The 16575-nt window shown below is 67.9% G+C and carries 10 protein-coding genes; 4 read left to right on the forward strand and 6 right to left on the reverse strand.

The features are described from left to right. Positions 1–8 precede the first annotated feature (8 nt). Positions 9–1850 carry a DEAD/DEAH box helicase gene (locus MOX01_RS11385; RefSeq protein ID WP_371861858.1) on the forward strand — a complete coding sequence of 614 codons (1842 nt, stop codon included), beginning with the start codon at positions 9–11 and terminating at the stop codon, positions 1848–1850. A 23-nt stretch (positions 1851–1873) separates the two neighbouring features. Here MOX01_RS11385 and MOX01_RS11390 read toward each other — a convergent pair whose 3' ends face one another. Genes MOX01_RS11390 through MOX01_RS11405 form a run of 4 tightly spaced genes read right to left on the reverse strand, consistent with a single transcriptional unit; the run spans position 1874 to position 6992 of the window. Then, the gene (locus MOX01_RS11390) at positions 1874–2341 is read right to left on the reverse strand and encodes a hypothetical protein (protein ID WP_141369793.1); all 468 of its coding nucleotides are present in this window, start codon (positions 2339–2341) and stop codon (positions 1874–1876) included. Beyond that, entirely contained in the window at positions 2338–4671 is a 2334-nt protein-coding gene (gene ligA / locus MOX01_RS11395; protein ID WP_141369795.1) for an NAD-dependent DNA ligase LigA, read from the reverse strand. Before ligA ends, MOX01_RS11390 begins: the two co-directional genes overlap by 4 nt. Before the next feature lie 38 nt (positions 4672–4709). Continuing rightward, on the reverse strand, positions 4710–5807 hold the full coding sequence (mnmA, locus tag MOX01_RS11400; protein WP_141369797.1) for a tRNA 2-thiouridine(34) synthase MnmA: 1098 nt from the start codon (positions 5805–5807) through the stop codon (positions 4710–4712). A gap of 9 nt (positions 5808–5816) precedes the next feature. After that, entirely contained in the window at positions 5817–6992 is a 1176-nt protein-coding gene (locus MOX01_RS11405) for a cysteine desulfurase family protein (protein WP_141369799.1), read from the reverse strand. A 100-nt stretch (positions 6993–7092) separates the two neighbouring features. On the opposite strand from MOX01_RS11405, the gene glgX reads away from it, so the two are divergent. The 3 genes from glgX to glgB all read left to right on the forward strand — a co-directional run bounded on the left by glgX (position 7093) and on the right by glgB (position 13504). Continuing rightward, on the forward strand, positions 7093–9165 hold the full coding sequence (glgX, locus tag MOX01_RS11410) for a glycogen debranching protein GlgX (protein ID WP_127012217.1): 2073 nt from the start codon (positions 7093–7095) through the stop codon (positions 9163–9165). Between the two features lie 65 nt (positions 9166–9230). Further along, complete coding sequence (locus tag MOX01_RS11415) at positions 9231–11303, forward strand: alpha-1,4-glucan--maltose-1-phosphate maltosyltransferase (RefSeq protein WP_230977887.1); 2073 nt, start codon at positions 9231–9233, stop codon at positions 11301–11303. Continuing rightward, on the forward strand, positions 11300–13504 hold the full coding sequence (glgB, locus tag MOX01_RS11420; RefSeq protein ID WP_141369801.1) for a 1,4-alpha-glucan branching protein GlgB: 2205 nt from the start codon (positions 11300–11302) through the stop codon (positions 13502–13504). The genes MOX01_RS11415 and glgB overlap by 4 nt, the downstream gene beginning before the upstream one ends. 55 nt (positions 13505–13559) lie before the next feature. Here glgB and MOX01_RS11425 read toward each other — a convergent pair whose 3' ends face one another. Together MOX01_RS11425 and MOX01_RS11430 are read right to left on the reverse strand one after the other, a co-directional pair. Continuing rightward, positions 13560–14483 (reverse strand): tetratricopeptide repeat protein, encoded by a 924-nt coding sequence (locus MOX01_RS11425; protein ID WP_113681929.1) that lies wholly within the window; start codon positions 14481–14483, stop codon positions 13560–13562. After that, complete coding sequence (locus MOX01_RS11430; protein WP_058630618.1) at positions 14480–16429, reverse strand: DUF8094 domain-containing protein; 1950 nt, start codon at positions 16427–16429, stop codon at positions 14480–14482. The genes MOX01_RS11425 and MOX01_RS11430 overlap by 4 nt, the downstream gene beginning before the upstream one ends. Positions 16430–16575: the final 146 nt, after the last annotated feature.

The following is a 16575-nucleotide window of genomic DNA, read 5'->3' on the forward strand; positions in this document are numbered from 1 at the left end:
CTTGGGAAGTGACCCCTGAAGATGCAGTGCTGACCGACGCCCCCGAGGACTCCCCCGCGACCCCCGGATTCGAGGAACTCGGAATCACCGGGCCCGTCCTCAAAGCCATCAAGGACCTCGGCTACGAGACCCCGTCGCCCATCCAGGCGGCCACTATCCCTACCCTCCTCGCCGGGCGCGACGTCGTCGGCATGGCGCAGACCGGAACCGGCAAGACCGCGGCATTCGCGCTGCCCGTGCTCGAGCGTCTCGATGTCGCGCAGAAGACGCCGCAGGCGCTCGTGCTGGCTCCGACCCGTGAGCTCGCCCTCCAGGTGTGCGAGGCGTTCGAGTCGTACGCGTCCAAGATGAAGGGTGTTCACGTCCTCCCCGTCTACGGCGGACAGGGCTACGGCGTGCAGCTCTCGGCTCTGCGCCGCGGGGTGCATGTCATCGTCGGGACACCGGGCCGCATCATGGATCACCTCGCCAAGGGCACACTCGACCTGTCGCAGCTGCAGTACCTCGTGCTCGACGAGGCCGACGAGATGCTGAAGATGGGCTTCGCCGAGGATGTGGAGCAGATCCTCGCGCAGACACCCGAGGAGAAGCAGGTCGCGCTGTTCTCCGCCACGATGCCGCCGCAGATCCGCCGCCTCGCGCAGAAGTACCTGCGTGAGCCGGAAGAGATCAGCATCAAGTCGAAGACCGCGACGGGCACGAACATCACTCAGCGGTACCTCGTGGTCTCGTACGCGCAGAAGGTCGACGCGCTGACCCGCATCCTCGAAGTCGAGAACTTCGACGGCATGATCGTCTTCGTCCGCACCAAGAACGAGACCGAGACGCTCGCCGAGAAGCTCCGCGCCCGCGGCTACTCAGCCGCAGCCATCAACGGCGACGTGCCTCAGGTGCAGCGCGAGCGCAGCGTCAACCAGCTCAAGGACGGAAAGCTCGACATCCTCGTCGCGACCGACGTGGCCGCGCGCGGGCTCGACGTCGAGCGCATCAGCCACGTCGTGAACTTCGACATCCCCACGGACACCGAGTCCTACGTGCACCGCATCGGTCGCACCGGGCGCGCGGGACGAACGGGCGACGCGATCAGCTTCATCACCCCGCGCGAGCGCTACCTGCTCAAGCACATCGAGAAGGCGACCCGACAGCAGCCCACTCAGATGCAGCTGCCGAGCACGGAGGACGTGAACACCACCCGGTTGACCCGGTTCGACGATGCCATCACCACCGCTCTCTCGGAGACCGGGCGCATCGACGCGTTCCGCGACATCATCGCGCACTACGTCCGTCATCATGATGTGCCGGAGAGCGACGTCGCCGCGGCGCTGGCCGTGGTCGCGCAGGGAGACAAGCCTCTGCTCCTCGATCCCGCCAACGATGCGCTCACCAGGGCCGTCGAGGCGGACAACCGGCCGCAGCGGGAGCGCCCCGCTCGTGACGCGCGCGAGCCTCGGGGCGAACGCCGCAGCCGTGGCGACTACACCGCCTATCGCATCGAGGTCGGCAGGCGTCACCGTGTCGAGCCGCGCCAGATCGTCGGCGCCCTCGCCAACGAGGGCGGCCTGGGCCGTGACGACTTCGGGGCGATCAACATCCGCCCCGACTTCTCGACCGTCGAGCTCCCGTCGAACATGGATCCCGCCGTGCTCGACAAGCTCCGCGACACCCGCATCTCGGGTCGCCTCATCGAGATCAAGCCCGACCGCGGTCCTGGCGCTCGACGTAGCGGCCCTCGCGAGGATCGTCCCTCCGGCGGTCGCGGTGACCGTTTCGATCGTCGTGACCGTGACGAGCGCCCTGCGCGCGAAAGCCGGGACGAGAAGCCCTTCCGCAAGCCGCGCCACAAGAGCTGACGGCGGGTCGCGCGCGGCGGTGTCTAGTCGCTTCCGCGCGCGAGCCGTGCGGCGACGGCGATCAGCGGCTCTGGATGTGCCAGAAGGGCCCGTTGCTCCGGGTGCGAGATCAGGTGAGCGATCAGTCGGTGCGCTCCCGTGACGGTCGGGGTCCAGTAACCTCCGACGTGATGACGGCTCAGCGGGACGGTGCGCGTCTCTCCTTGAACGACGAGCTTCGCGGAACCGTCATCGGGATCGATCCCGGGATCGCTCAGCATCAGGGCGGTCAACGCGCCGAGCAGCACAGTGCCCGTGAGACCGGGGAGGCGGAAGTTCGTCGTCGGAACGTCGAGTTCGATCTGCTCGAGTCCCGTCCACGGCACTATTCCGCGATTGTCGACTCCGTCGCGGATGATCACGGCCTCGGGCATCAGCCGCAGGTGGTTCCGACCGGGATCACCGACAGCCAACGCCTCGGGGACGACGATCAGCGGACCGTAGCGTCTCACGCCCCTTCGCCCGCGGGAGGGAGCGCGTCCGGTCCCTCCGTCACCAGGATGTGGAACTGCGCCGCATCGAGGATCCGGAGACCGAGCTCCTCCGCCTTGGCGAGCTTGGACCCCGCGCCGGGGCCGGCGGCCACGAAGTCCGTCTTCTTCGACACGCTCGACGCCGCCTTTCCTCCCGCGTTGATGATGGCTTCCTGCGCACCCTCACGCGTGTATCCGTCGAGCGAGCCGGTGGCGACCACCGTCAGCCCTTCGAGCACTCCCCCTGCGGCGACGGCAGCGCCGGGACCGGGGTGACCTGGTGTCTTCCACTGCACCCCCGCATCCGCCCACTGCTCCACGATCTCTTTGTGCCAGTCGACCTCGAACCAGGACAGGAGCGAGTCGGCGATGATGCCGCCCACGCCCTCCACGGCAGCCAACTCGTCGCGCGTAGCCGTGCGGATCGCGTCGAGTGAGCCGAACCACTGCGCGAGCGCCCTCGCAGCGACAGGTCCGACGTGGCGGATGTTCAAGGACACGAGCAGACGCCACAGGTCCTTATTCTTCGCCTTCTCGAGCTCGGCGAGGAGAGTGAGCGCCTGGGACGAGGGCTGCGGACCCTCGAGGCCGGACTTCTTCTCGGCCGCAGTCGGGTTCCGTCGGAACGGGGCGCGCGTCTTGACGATCCTGTCCTCGTCCTCCTTGGGAAGCCCCGTCTCCGCGTCGCGGACCACCAGCTCGATGGGGACGAGCTGGTCGAGCGTGAGGGCGAAGAGGCCGGCCTCGGTCTCGAGCGGCGGCACCGCGGGAGACGTCGGCTGTGTCAGAGCGGCGGCGGTGACCTCGCCGAGGGCCTCGACATCGAGGGCACCGCGGGAGCCGATGTGCTCGACACGTCCGCGCACCTGCGCCGGACACGAACGCGCGTTCGGACACCGCAGATCGATGTCGCCCTCCTTCATCGCCCGAAGCGGAGTGCCGCACTCCGGGCACTCCAGGGGCATCACGAACTCGCGTTCCGTGCCGTCGCGCTTCTCGACGACCGGACCGAGGACCTCGGGGATGACGTCGCCGGCTTTGCGCAGCACGACGGTGTCTCCGATCAGCACGCCCTTCGCCTTCACGACGTCCTTGTTGTGCAGAGTCGCCTGCCGGACGACGGATCCCGCGACCTGCGCAGGAGCCATCACCGCGAAGGGCGTCGCGCGGCCGGTGCGGCCGACCGACACCACGATGTCGAGGAGCTTCGTCTGCACCTCTTCCGGCGGGTACTTGTATGCGATCGCCCAGCGCGGTGCCCGGCTGGTCGCGCCGAGCTCGTCATGAAGCTCGAGCTCGTCGACCTTCACCACGATGCCGTCGAGCTCGTGCTCGATGTCGTGGCGGTGTTCACCGAAGTACTCCACGAACGTGACAACCTCATCGATCGTGTGGCACACCCTGGTGTGCGGGCTCGTCGGCAGCCCCCACTCGGCCAGCAGATCGTAGACCTCGCTCTGCGCCGCGACGGGAGGGTTCGACCATGCGCCGACGCCGTGCACGTAGAGCGCGAGCGACTCGATGCGCAGCAGGCCGGCTTCGAGTTCGAGGCCGTTCTTCTTGTCGATCTGCTGACGCAGGCCGCCGCTCGCCGCGTTGCGGGGATTGGCGAACGCGGGGAATCGGCGCGCGGCGGCGGTGCGAGCCTTCTCCTCGTCGAAGGGCTTCTTCGCTCCGCCCCGCGCCTCCCAGCGCTCGAGCGCATCGGCGTAGGCGCGGTCGCGGAACGCCGCCTGGGCCGCGTTGAGCCGTTCGAACGCGGCGACGGGGATGAAGACCTCCCCGCGCACCTCCACGATGGCCGGGTGGCCCTCACCGCTCAGTCGATACGGGATCTCGGGCAGCCGAAGCGCGTTCTCCGTGACGATCTCCCCCACGCGTCCGTCGCCCCTGGTCGCAGCAGAAGTGAGCACGCCGTTCTCATAGCGGAGATTGATGGCGAGGCCGTCGATCTTCAGCTCGGTGAGCCAGGCGACATCGCGTCCGGCGGCGGCCTTCGTCTTCGCGGCCCATTCCCGCAGCTCGTCGATGGAGAAGACGTTGTCGAGGCTGAGCATGCGCTCCGCGTGCTCGATGGTCGCGAGGCCCGTCGCCTCAGCCGCACCCACCATCTGTGTAGGCGAGTCCTGCCCCTGCAACTCGGGATGCAGACGCTCGAGCTCTTCGAGTCGGTGCATCCAGCCGTCGTAGGTGGAATCGTCGACGATCGAGGTGTCGCGGCCGTAGTAGGCCTCCTTCGCATCGAGGATGCGCGTGGTCAGCTCCTCGGCTTCGGTTCGGGCGTCTTCCAACGAGATGTTCTCCGGCACCCCGTCAGTCTACGAGCGGGTGCGGACACCGGAGGAGGCTACGCGCCGACAGGGACCGCGGACACCGTGGTGTCGATCGTGAACTGTCCGAGCACCCGCGTCCCGATGTAGAGCACGGCGGTCTGTCCCGGCGCGACGCCGTCCAACGCGACCTCGGGCGTCACGCGCACGCCGCCTTCGGAGATCTCGGCCCTCGCAGGGACCGGCTCGGCGTGCGCTCGGATCTGCACGTGGCACTCGAACGAGGACTCCGTGGGTGCGGCACCGGCCCAGCTGAACCGCTCTCCGGCGATCTCGGCGATCGCGAGGGCCTCCTTGGGGCCGACGACCACCGTGTTCGAGACCGGTCGCACCTCGAGGACGAAGCGCGGCTTGCCGTCTGCCGCGGGAACGCCGAGCTTGAGCCCGCGTCGCTGTCCGACGGTGAAGGCATGCGCGCCCTCGTGCGATCCGACGACCTCACCCGCACGATCGACGATCTCGCCGGTGGCCGTGCCGACCTTCTCGGCGAGCCAGCCGCGCGTGTCCCCATCGGGAATGAAGCAGATGTCGTGGCTGTCCGGCTTCTGCGCGACGCTCAGGCCGCGTGCTTCGGCCTCTGCGCGGACGACGGCCTTCGTGGGCGTCGTGCCGAGCGGGAAGTAGGTGTGCGCCAGCTGTTCGGCCGTGAGGACGCCGAGCACATAGGACTGGTCCTTGGCGTTGTCCGACGCCCGGTGCAGCTCGAGGCCGTCCTCGCCGTCGACCAGAGTGGCGTAATGCCCCGTGCACACCGCGTCGAAGCCCAACTCGATCGCACGCTCCAGAAGGGCGGCGAACTTGATCTTCTCGTTGCAGCGCATGCAGGGATTCGGGGTGCGGCCTGCCTGGTACTCCGAGATGAAGTCCTCGATCACATCGTCTCGGAACCGCTCGGAGAAATCCCAGACGTAGAACGGGATGCCGAGCACGTCGGCTGCACGACGCGCGTCGAGGGCATCCTCGATCGTGCAGCATCCTCGACTGCCGGTGCGCAGTGTTCCGCCCGCCCGGGAGAGCGCGAGATGCACGCCGACCACGTCGTGCCCCGCCTCCACGGCCCTGGCTGCCGCGACGGCGGAGTCGACTCCACCGCTCATCGCCGCAAGGATCCGCATACGACCAGTCTACGAGCGTGCGGCTGTGCCGGCGCCGGATGCGCGCGTGTACGCCTCGGCGATCGCACCGAGCACGGCATCGACGTCGCTCTCGGTCGATGTCCGCCCGAGCGAGAAGCGCAGCACGCTGCGGGCGTCGCGCTCCGGGCGTCCCATCGCCATCACGACATGCGAAGGTTCGGCCACGCCCGCCTGGCAGGCTGATCCGGTCGACGCCGCCACCCCTGCGACGTCGAGCAGGAACAGCAGGCTCTCCCCCACCGCACCCGGGAACAGCATGTGCGCGTTGCCGGGAAGACGGTCGGTCGGGTCGCCCAGGAGCTCGGCCGTCGGCACCGCGGCAACGATCCCGGCCACGAGGCGGTCGCGCAGCGCACTGAGACGCGCAGCCTCGTCCTGTCGTTCGTGCTCCGCGAGTTCGAGAGCCACGGCGAGGGCGGCGGCTCCGGCGACATCCTGTGTGCCGGCGCGCAGGCCTCGTTGCTGGGCTCCCCCGCGTAGCAACGCCGTGAGCCGGGCGGAGCGGGCGGTGACGAGCACCCCGACCCCCACCGGTGCGCCGATCTTGTGACCGGCGAGGCTCATCGCGACGAGCCCGACCCCGCTGTCCGCCTCTCCTCGAAGGCCTCGGAACGACAAGGGCAGGTGGCCGAGCGCAGCGACCGCGTCGAGGTGGAGGGGAACTCCGGCACCGGCGGACCCTGCCGCAAGCGACCGTGCGTCGTTGATCGTCCCGGCCTCGTTGTTCGCCACCAGCGCCGTGGCGAGGGCAGCTCCGGGAAGAGCCTCGGCGAAGCGCTCCGGGACGATGCGCGCCGAGGGCGAGACCGGCACCTGTCGCACCTCCGCCCCCTCATCGAGGAGCGCTGCGACGGTGTCCGTGGTCGCGTGGTGCTCGGCGTCAGGCATCACGATCGCCGACGTCCCCGTGGGCCGGGCGCGCCACAAACCCTGCAACGCCAGGTTGATCGATTCGGTGCCGCCTGAGGTGAACACGATCTCGATCGGGTCGGCCTCCAGCACCGCCGCCACGCGCTCACGGGACTCTTCGAGAAGCCGTCGTGCGTCCTGGCCGGCGCCATGAGTCGAGGAGGCGTTGCCCACCGTCTCCGACGCTGCCAGCCACGCCTCACGCGCTTCGGGGCGCAGGGGCGTGGTCGCCGCGTGGTCGAGATAGTGCCGCATCCTTCGATTCTCTCGCGAAACCGTCGGGAGAGGGCCTTCGCGCCTGGGACCGGGTCCTCCTTGTCATGAGACGGCAACACATCACGCCTAATGTGTACTCATGCCCGCGTCCCGAGACCTCACCGCGCCCGGCGGCCCCGTCCTCGACAACCTCGGCGTCCGTCTGCACGACGGTGTCGGCACACTGCGTGTCTGGTCGCAGAACGCCTCATCCGTCGAACTGGTCGTCTTCGACGCGACCGATCTCGACTGGGCGACCGATCAAGTGGCGCTCGAGCGGCTGCCAGGGGGGATCTGGGAAGTCACGACGGAGATGCTCCAGCCGGGAGTTCGCTACGCGATCCGCGTCAGCGGCCCACACGGCCCGGGCAACACCTTCAACCCGGAGACCCTGCTGCTGGACCCCTACGCTCGCGGCCTCGCGCAAGGAGACGGGTACGAGGAATGGCGCTCGGTCGTCATCGTCGACGGTTTCGACTGGGGCGACTCGCAGAAGCCGCGCGTGCCCCTGGACCGCACCGTGATCTACGAAGGTCACGTCAAGGGGCTCACGAAGCGTCACCCGGACGTCCCACCCGCGCTGCACGGCACCTACGCCGGTCTCGCGCACCCCGCGATGATCGAGTACTTCCACGAGCTGGGCATCACTTCGATCGAGCTGCTGCCTGTGCACGCCTTCGTGCCGGAACCACGACTCCTCGAACGCGGACTCACGAACTACTGGGGCTACAACACCCTGAACTTCTTCACTCCGCACACCGCCTACGCGACGGAGGAGGCTCGGAAGGCGGGCCCCGAAGCCGTACTGGCCGAGTTCAAGGGCATGGTGCGGCTGCTGCACGAGGCGGGGCTCGAAGTGATCCTCGACGTCGTGTACAACCACACCTCGGAGGAGGGTATCGGCGGCCCCAGATCGAGCCTGCGGGGCATCGACAACGCGAGCTACTACCGTCAGGACGAGTCCGGAATCTACATCGACACCACGGGCTGCGGCAACACCCTCAACACATCGACCGCTGCGGGCGCGAGACTCGTGCTGGACTCGCTGCGCTACTGGGCGCAGGAGATGCAGATCGACGGGTTCCGCTTCGACCTCGCCACCGCCATCGCGCGAGACGAGACGCACGCCTACTCGCCGGAGCACCCGCTCCTCGCCGCCATCGCGGATGATCCCGTCCTCGCAGACGCCAAGCTCATCGCCGAACCCTGGGATGTGGGCCTCGGTGGCTGGCAGACGGGGAACTTCCCCGCCGGCTGGCATGAATGGAACGACCGCTATCGCGACAGAGTGCGCAACTTCTGGTTGAGTGACATCGACTACGCGCGCCGCGCGTCCGCACCGGTCGGCATCGGCGGGTTCGCGACCCGCCTCGCCGGATCCTCCAACACGTTCAGCGAAGACCGCGGCCCGCTCGCCAGCGTGAACTTCGTGACCGCCCACGATGGATTCACCCTGCATGATCTCGTCTCCTACGACGTGAAGCACAACGAGGCGAACGGCGAGCACAACCGCGACGGCGCCGATATGAACCGCGCCTTCAACCACGGCGTCGAGGGCCCCACCGACGACCCGGCGATCCTCGCCGCCCGCCGCAAGGCGATGCGGAACCTCTTGGGGACCCTTCTGCTCTCTGCAGGTATCCCGATGCTCACTGCCGGCGATGAAGTGGGCCGCACCCAGCGAGGCAACAACAACGCCTACGCTCAGGACTCCGTGCTCACCTGGCTCGGCTGGGAGTTCGAGCCGTGGCAAGAGGACCTGCGCGCCCACGTCTCGCGCCTGATCCGCCTTCGTCAGGAGAACCCCGCACTGCGCCCCAGCCGCTATGCGCGACTCGGCGAGCACATTCCCAATGCCTCGGTGATGGACTGGTACGACCAGAACGGCGAGACGATGGAACAGGAGCAATGGGCCGACCCCGGCAACAGAACGCTGCAGTACGTCGCCGCCTCCACGCCTGATACCGAGGCGCACAACCGCATCCTGCTCATCGTGCACGGAACCGAGTCCCCCGTGGATGTCCGTCTCCCCGAGGAGATCGATGGAGCGACGCGCTTCGTCTCGCTGTGGTCGAGCGCGCAGGAACGTCCCTCTGACGACGCCGAGGTCTTCGCACCCGGCGATGTCCTTCCGGTGTCCGGCACGTCGATGAGGCTTTTCCGCGTGGAATGAGTCCGGCGGCCGACGCACCATCCTGCGCGCTACCCGCCACCACGTCCGCGCGGTACATTCGGGAGGTGGCTGCTCGTGCTGGTACTCGGTCCTCGGCTCTTCGGAGCCCCGCTCAGATCCCGGCGCGCGCCGCGGACGGAGCAGATGCTCCCGGCTCGTTGCGGACGACGCGTATCCCGCTCCTCGAGCCTGCGCCCACCGTCCCTGGCGGGTTCACTCCGAAGGCCTTCGTCGGCGAGGTCGTCCCGTTCCGGGTGGTCGCGTTCCGAGAGGGGCACGACATCATCGGCGTGCATGTCCGCCTCACATCGCCCTCCGGCGAAGAGAGCCTGCATCGCCTCACGCCGCGCGATGACGGCACCGACGCGTGGGTGGCGGAGATCGCGCTCGACGAGCAGGGCTCCTGGAGCTACCGGTTCGAAGCCTTCTCCGACGACTTCGCGACCTGGGCCCACGCCGCCGCGCTGAAGGTGGCGGCCGGCGTCGACGTCCCGGTCATGGCGGCGCTCGGCGCCGATCTCCTCACCACCGCCGCCGCTGAGAAGGACCGTCCTGCAGCGCAGCGGAGACGACTGGCCGCTGATGCCCTCTCGCTCCGCAACGGAGATGCCGCGACGACCATCGCCCTTTCGACGGATGCAGAGCTCGCACAGATCTTCCGAGAGCGTCCTGTCACGTCGCTGCGCTCCGTCACACTCCCCCAGATGCTGGACGTCGACCGGCGCGCCGCGGGTGTCGGCGCCTGGTACGAGTTCTTCCCGCGCTCCGAGGGCGCCAGACGCCTCAAGGACGGTACGGTCAGGAGCGGTACGTTCCGTACGGCGACACGACGGCTGCCCGAGGTCGCAGCCATGGGGTTCGACGTCGTCTACCTGGTCCCCATCCATCCGATCGGCACGACCAACCGCAAGGGCCGCAACAACACCCTCACGGCCGAACCGGGAGACCCGGGCTCCCCGTACGCGATCGGCGCAGCGGAGGGCGGACACGACGCCATCCATCCGGACCTCGGCTCGGCCCAGGATTTCCGCGCCTTCGTGCGTGCAGCCCGGAAGGAGGGCCTGGAAGTCGCTCTCGATCTCGCGCTGCAAGCCTCTCCCGACCACCCGTGGGTGCAGGAGCATCCTGAGTGGTTCACGACCCTCCCCGACGGGACGATCGCCTACGCCGAGAACCCGCCGAAGAAGTACCAGGACATCTACCCGCTCAACTTCGACAATGATCCCGCGGGCATCTACGCCGAGATGCTGCGCATCGTGCAGCACTGGGTTGCGCAGGGCGTGAAGATCTTCCGCGTCGACAACCCGCACACCAAGCCGCTCCAGTTCTGGGAGTGGCTCATCGCCGAGGTGAATGCGGCCGACCCCGACGTCATCTTCCTGGCTGAGGCGTTCACACGCCCGGCGGTCATGCGCGCGCTCGCCGCCGTGGGCTTCCAGCAGAGCTACAGCTACTTCACGTGGCGCAACACGAAGGCGGAGCTCGAGGAGTTCCTGACGTCGGTGTCGCAGGAGACCTCCGACTACATGCGTCCGAACCTGTTCGTGAACACGCATGACATCCTCACCGAGTACCTGCAGTTCGGCGGCAGGGCGGCCTACCGTATCCGGGCCTGCATCGCGGCGACGGCCGGCCCCGTCTACGGCGTGTACGCCGGATACGAGCTGTTCGAGAACGTCGCCAGGCCCGGCTCGGAAGAGAACATCGACAACGAGAAGTACGAGTTCAAGTTCCGCGACTGGGCGGGAGCCGAAGCCAGAGGCGAATCGCTCGCTCCCCTCCTGCGCAGACTCAACGCTATCCGGGAGGCACACCCGGCGCTGCAGCAGCTTCGCAACTTCCGGGTGCACTGGAGCGACGACGACGCCGTCCTCGTCTACAGCAAGCACCTTGCTGCCGAGTTCACCGGTACCGGACGCCCGGACACCATCATCGTGGTCGCCAACGTCGATCCGCACTCGGTTCGCGAGACGACCGTGCACCTCGACACGACGCAATGGGGAACCCCGCTGGGGGAAGCCTTCGAGGTGGAGGATCTCCTCACCGGAGCGATCTGGACCTGGAGCGACCACAACTACGTACGACTCGACGCGTTCGCCGAGCCGGTGCACATCCTGAAGGTGAGGGAGCGATCATGAGCTACACCGAAGACGTCGCGGCATCCACCGAGTGGGAGGCGATCTCAGCGGCCACGCATCACGATCCGCACGCGGTTCTCGGAGCGCACGCGCACAAAGATGCCGCTGATCGTACCGTCACCGTCATCCGGGCGAGACGCCCCCTCGCAGGTACGGTCGCTGCCGTGTTCGCCGACGGGAGCAGGCTCGAACTCTCCCATGTGGCGCACGGCATCTGGGAAGCTCAGCACGACGGCCCTCCACTCCCGTATCGGATCGCGACGCGGTACGGCGATCACGAGGAGACGGTCGTCGGCGACCCCTACCGCCATCCCCCGACTCTGGGCGACCTCGACCTCCACCTCATCGCCGAGGGGCGTCACGAACGTCTCTGGGAGGTGCTGGGAGCACACGTGCGCACCTTCGACGGAGAGATCGGCGTCTCATTCGCCGTCTGGGCCCCGAATGCCTCAGCCGTGCGCGTGGTCGGTGACCACAACGGCTGGAACGGCGAGTCGCACGCCATGCGCTCGATGGGAGTCAGCGGCGTCTGGGAGCTCTTCGTCCCCGGGATCCCGATCGGCACCAGGTACAAGTATCAGATCCGCACCCGCGACGGCGCGTGGATCCTCAAGGCCGATCCGATGGCGCTCGCGGCGGAGGTGCCGCCGGACACAGCGTCCGTCGTGACCACCTCCTCCCACTCCTGGTCCGATGGCGCCTGGATGACCAGGAGGGCGGCCACCCATGCCGTCGCGCAACCGCTGTCGGTCTACGAGGTCCACGTCGGATCGTGGCGAGGTGGACTTGGCTATCGCGAGATCGCGGATCCGCTCATCCAGCACGTGACGGACGCGGGATTCACCCATGTCGAGTTCATGCCGCTCGCGGAGCACCCCTTCGGCGGATCCTGGGGATACCAGGTGAGCGGGTACTACGCCCCGACCAGTCGTTTCGGCAGCCCCGACGACCTCCGCTACCTCATCGACCGGCTGCACCAGGCAGGCATCGGCGTCATCATGGACTGGGTGCCGGGTCACTTCCCCAAGGACGCCTTCGCCCTCGCCCGCTTCGACGGACAGCCGCTCTACGAGCACCCCGATCCGCGACGGGGAGAGCACCAGGACTGGGGGACGCTGATCTTCGACTACGGCAGGCCGGAAGTACGGGGATTCCTCGTCGCCAACGCGCTCTACTGGCTCGAGGAGTTCCACGTCGACGGCCTTCGCGTTGACGCGGTCGCCTCCATGCTCTATCTCGACTACTCGCGCGAACCCGGCCAATGGGAGCCGAACATCCACGGCGGACGCGAGAACCTCGAGGCGATCCGCTTCCTGCAGGAGGTCAACGCCACCTCGTACCGGCTGCACCCGGGAATCCTGATGATCGCGGAGGAGTCGACCAGCTTCCCCGGGGTCACTGCTCCGACCGATCACGCGGGTCTGGGGTTCGGCTTCAAATGGAACATGGGGTGGATGAACGACTCGCTCCAGTACATCGCCCGCGACCCGATGTACCGCGGTCACCATGAAGGCGAGATGACCTTCTCCTTCGTGTACGCCTTCGGAGAGAACTACCTGCTTCCCATCAGTCACGACGAAGTCGTGCACGGCAAGGGCAGTCTGCTCGCCAAGATGCCGGGCGATCACTGGCACAAGCTCGCGAACGTCCGCGCGTATCTCGCCTACATGTGGGGTCATCCCGGCAAGAAGCTGCTCTTCATGGGGCAGGAATTCGGTCAGCTCGCCGAGTGGTCGGAGGGTCGGGAGCTGGACTGGTGGCTTCTCGACCAGCCCTCACACGCGCAGCTGCAGGACTTCGTCGGGGCGATGAACCGCTCCTACCGGGCGCAGGCGCCGCTGTGGGAGCGCGACAACGACGGCTCGTCGTTCAGCCGTCTCGGAGCGCCGAGCTGGGATCCCACGGTGATCGCCTTCGAACGACGTGACGCCCACGGGGGGCGCCTGGTCGTCGTCAGCAACTTCGCCGGCGTGGAACGCACGGGCTACCAGCTCAACCTGCCCCGCGAGGGCGTGTGGCAGGAGGTGCTCAACACGGATGCCGCCGACTACGGGGGCCGCGGATCGGGGAACCTCGGCCTGGTGTACGCGAAGCCGCTAGAAGGCGGCGCTCCTGTCGCGAGCCTGACGCTGCCTGCGCTGTCCACTCTGTGGCTGCGGTACCAGTCCGACCCACACGTGCCGACCGTCAACCACGGCTGAGACGCCCTGGCGCGTACGCGCGCCAGGGCCGAGAACGGTACCGGAGAACGTCGCCCTAGAAGAGCAGCGACGACAGTCGGTTGCGCGCCGACACCACTCGCGGATCCTCCGCGCCGATGAGTCCGAAGAGCTCGACAAGACGCTCCCTCACCGGAGTGCGCTGATCCGCCGGGAGCTGCGCGAACAGGTCGAGCAGCCTGCCGAAGGCGTCTTCCACGTGTCCCCCGGCGAGATCGAGGTCGGCCACGTCGAACTGCGCCTGGACATCGAGCGGGCCATCCGCTGCCGCAGCGCGCGCCGCCTGCAGATCGAGGCCCTGCACGCGGTCGAGGAGGCGCACCTGGCCGAGCCCCGCGATCGCGTCCGCGTCACGGGGGTTCTCCGCGAGCGCCTTCTCATAGGCCGTGATGGCCGCCGCGTAGTCCCCGAGCTCGATCGCTGCGAACGCCTCAGCGTGCAGCGGTGGAAGCTCCGGCTCTGCAGGGGGCGCCGGCTCTGCACCCTCCTCGGACACCGAGAGCGACCCGGTGACACCGTTCTGGGCCGCCACCTGGAGCAGCTGGGCGAACACATCGCGCACCTGCTGCTCGGGCACGGCACCCGTGAACATGGGCACGGGCTGCCCGGCGATCAGCGCGACCACCATCGGGATCGACTGCGCGCGGAAGCTCTGGGCGAGCTGGGGATTCGCATCGACGTCGACCTTGGCGAGCAGCACTCGTCCCCCGAGTTCGCGCGTCACCTTCTCGATGATCGGGCTCAGCTGCTTGCACGGACCACACCACTCCGCCCAGAGGTCGACGACCACGGGGACGGTCCGCGAGAGCTCGAGGATCTGTCCGAACGTCTCGTCGGTCGCATCGACGACGACATCGGCGACAGGCGGTGCGGAGGCCGCCTCGGTCGGAGTTGCCGGCCGGTTGCGGAGGCTCGACAGGTCCACGGCACCACGCAGGGCGGCGGGAGAGATCTCACTCATTTGATCACCTTCACGGACAGGAGGTCCTGGTGGGCTGCCAGGAGCCGGATCTGCTCCGTCGATCCCTTGGCAGGGACCGAGAAGAACAGCTGGAACTCGTAGGTCGTCTCGACGCCCTTCGCCGACTCGGTCGCGTCGGTGAGCGCCTTCGCCTGCGCGTTGTCACCGAAGCGGATGGAGACGTCCTCGCCGGTCGGCGTCACTGTTTCCGTATCGGTGAGGGTGACGGCGACGATGGCTCCGCTGTCGAGAGTCGTCATCGAGATGGGGGCATCCTGCGTCGCGGCCATATCGAAGGCCGCCTTCGAGGTTTCGGCGGCGCCCTTGTCCGCGAGCGCCTGGACCACGGCCTGACGGCTGTCGGTGATCGACTTCGCGTAGGTGAGGGCGAGATCGTCGAACTTCCCGTACGACGCGCTCTGTTCCCCCTGATCGACGACGTCGGCGAACGTCGTGGCCAGATCGGCAGGAGGGATAGTGAGGAAGGCCGAGTCGGACGGCACGAGAGACGTGCCGAGCCAGGATGCAGCGACTTCCGGGAAGGCGGCGTCCGCAGACATCTCCGCCATGTGCGAGACCTTGTAGTTCGACCACGGGTCGGCCTGCGTCATCGTGAGCACGACGGGCGGCACGGTGTCGTCTCCCGTCTTCGACAGCATCAGGACGGTGCGAGGCCACTGGTCGGTCGCCTCGGGAAGCACGACCTCCACGTCGTCGGTCGGGATGGCGGCGGGCGGCACCGTCTCCGGGATCTTCGTCCGCAACGCGTACTCCGTCGTCCTCGTCGCGAGTGCGGGTCCTTCGAAGCGCGTCGCGAGCAGATCGAGATCGAGGGCTGCGTCGGCCTCACTCACGGTGCCGGCGAGAGACTTGAGGATGCGCTTGGCCTGAGCTTCGGTGACCGCCGGCGGCTTCTGGTTCTCCGGTGCGACCACCGTGGGGCTCGGCGAGGGGGTCGGCGAGGCGTCGCCCAGCTGCGGCCAGGAGTCGGACGAGCAACCGGCTGCGAGTATGGCTGTGAGCCCGAGCGCGGGGATCACGAGAAGACGGCGCCGACGACGAACGGTCGCGGCTCGCATCGATGTCTTGGAGCCGGGGTCTTTACCCTCGTCCACGATCTCGGCCTCCTCCGCATCGTCGTCCTGCCGTGGACTCGACTCCGCGGGGGCCGTCGCCGTGGCGGACTCGCTGTCTTCGATCGCCGCGCGCTCCGCGGGCGGAAGCGTGGCGAGGTCGATGGGCTCGGTTATCGGTAGCGGACCGGGTCCCTTGCGACGCGGACCACGGCCCCGACGCTGATGCCGGATGGCCAGAACGTAGAGGATGAGGCCGAGCAGCAGCATGACCCCACCCGCGACCATGAGCGGTCCGGCCCACGGGGTCGAGTTGTCGAGCGGCCAGGACACCACGATGTCATCGGGAGCGTCGGCGGTCCCGTCATAGGCGACGAGCAGACTCGTGCCTTCGGGAAGCTGCATGTTCTCCGCGGTGAGGCGATCCTCCTTGACGAAGGAGTCGAGCCAGAGGTCGGAGCCGCGCGGGTCACGGCCCGTCGGAGCGCCTTCTGACGGATCGGCCTGTCCGTCGCTCGGAGCATCGGTGGACGTGTCGGTCTCGGAGTCGGAGGCGGCGATGTGCTTGACGGCCAGATCGCCGTCCTTCTTCATCGTGACCTGGTTGTAGTCAGAGTCCGCGAGCCAGGCCTCCATGTCGGCCGTGCGACCGTAGCTGCCGAAGATCTCGCCCTGCCCACGGACGATCAGTGTCTGGGCACCGGGATTCGCTCGAAGAACATCGCCGTCGATGAGAACGAACGGTGCCGGTTCACTGATCTCGACTTGGGTCTTCTGAGTGGAGGGGCCCATGAAGATGGTGCGCTGAGCAATCCCTGCACCGATCAGTACGGCAGCCAGCACGAAGGCCACCACGGCCCATACGAAACGCACGAATAGTCTCCTCACGCATCACGGACCTCTGTCCGCGACGCAACACTCGACATTTCAGACTAGCGAAATCAGCTGTGTGTTGCCCACGAGCAGACGCAGTGACGGCTGGACCGGCACGTCGTCCGCGCCGACGAAGCGCGTCTGGA

The sequence above is a fragment of the Microbacterium oxydans genome, assembly GCF_006540085.1.
GTDB classification, from domain to species: domain Bacteria; phylum Actinomycetota; class Actinomycetes; order Actinomycetales; family Microbacteriaceae; genus Microbacterium; species Microbacterium oxydans.